Annotated in this window: 2 protein-coding genes; both read left to right on the top strand. The window is 28.2% G+C overall.

Features of this window, described 5'->3' with window-relative positions:
• The coding region (locus ACIR131C_RS26440) for a DUF7149 domain-containing protein (protein WP_028088700.1) at positions 1 to 525 on the top strand (525 nt) is incomplete at its 5' end.
• Positions 470 to 1,715: type IIG restriction enzyme/methyltransferase (locus tag ACIR131C_RS26435; protein ID WP_479723996.1), on the top strand; the 1,246-nt coding region annotated here is incomplete at its 3' end. The genes ACIR131C_RS26440 and ACIR131C_RS26435, both read left to right, overlap by 56 nt.

Below are 1,715 nucleotides of genomic sequence, written 5' to 3'. Positions count from 1 at the left end.
AGAAATGATATTGAAACTTTCAAAAAACATTTAAAAAACCTAATTGCAAAAATTAACGAATCTGAATCAGAGGAATTTCATAAAAACCTGATTGCTGACTTTTTAAATAACACATATTACAGTTTTCATCACTTTATTAATACTCAAGGACGAAATGACCTGGTTATTCATAATGGTCAAGACCCTAAAACCAGTGTTGGTGTAATTTTAGAAGTTAAAAAGCCGACGAATAAAAGCGAAATGCTGAAAGTTGATAATTTAAACACTAAAGCATTTCAGGAATTAGTTTTATATTTTCTCAGAGAACTTTTAACTGAAAAAAATCTAGAACTGAAATATTTAATAGCAACTAATATCTACGAATGGTTTATTTTTGATGCTCAAGATTTTGATAAATTCTTTCAAGACAATAAAACCCTAGTTCAACAATTTAAAGATTTTACCGACGGAAGATTAATCAGTAAAAAAACTGATTTTTTTTTATCAAGAAATTGCTCAACCTGCTATTACCGAAATTGCAGATAAAATCACTTTTACTCATTTTGATATTCGAGAATATCAAGAATATTTACAACCTGGAGAAAATCCTGATGATCATAAATTAATTCCACTGTTTAAATTACTTTCTCCAGAACATTTATTAAAGTTACCTTTCGCAAATGACAGTAATACTCTTGATAAAGGATTTTATCATGAGTTATTACATATTATCGGTTTAACAGAAGTTAAAAAAGGTGGTAAAAAACTCATTCAACGCAAAAAATCAAATGAGAGAAATACGGGTTCACTCATGGAAAATGCTATTGTCCAACTTGATAGTTTAGACAAAATTTCTCAAGTCAAAGATTACCAATTACAACTTTTTAATTTTGGTTTAGAATTAGCAATTACTTGGGTAAATAGAATCTTGTTTCTCAAACTATTAGAAGCACAATTAATTAAATATCATCAAAATGATCTAGCTTGGGGATTTTTAAATTTAAATAAGGTGCAAAATTATGATGATCTTAATAGTCTGTTTTTTAGTGTATTAGCACGAAAACCAGAAGACAGAAACGATAGTTTTAAAAACAAATTTACTTATGTTCCTTATTTAAATAGTTCTTTATTTGAACCTACGGAAATGGAACAAACAACGATTTTTATTAGTAATTTGAGAAATGAGAAATTAGAAATTTTTCCTGCTACTGTCTTAAAAGATAATAACGGAAAAAAACGATTTGGTGAAATTAACGCTTTAGAATATTTATTTGATTTTCTGGACGCTTATGATTTTAATAGTGAAACTGGGGAAGAAATTCAAGAGGAGAATAAAAGATTAATTAATGCGTCTGTACTGGGTTTAATTTTCGAGAAAATTAATGGTTATCAAGACGGTTCTTTCTTTACTCCCGGTTTTATTACTATGTATATGTGTCGGGAAACAATTAGAAAAGCGGTTGTTCAGAAGTTTAATGAAATTAAAGGTTGGAGTTGTGAAAATATTGATGATTTATATGATAAAATAGAGGATAAAAAAGATGCTAATACGATTATTAATAGTTTAAAAATATGTGATCCTGCGGTGGGTTCAGGACATTTTTTAGTTTCGGCTTTGAATGAAATTATCGCAATTAAAAGCGAATTAAAGATTTTATTGGATAGGGAAGGTAAAAGATTAAAGGAATATCAGATTGAAGTTGTGAATGATGAGTTAATCATTACAGATGAGGATG

The sequence above is a fragment of the Dolichospermum circinale AWQC131C genome (assembly GCF_000426905.1).
GTDB lineage: Bacteria > Cyanobacteriota > Cyanobacteriia > Cyanobacteriales > Nostocaceae > Dolichospermum > Dolichospermum circinale.
This window is presented reverse-complemented; position numbering and strand designations above follow the sequence as displayed.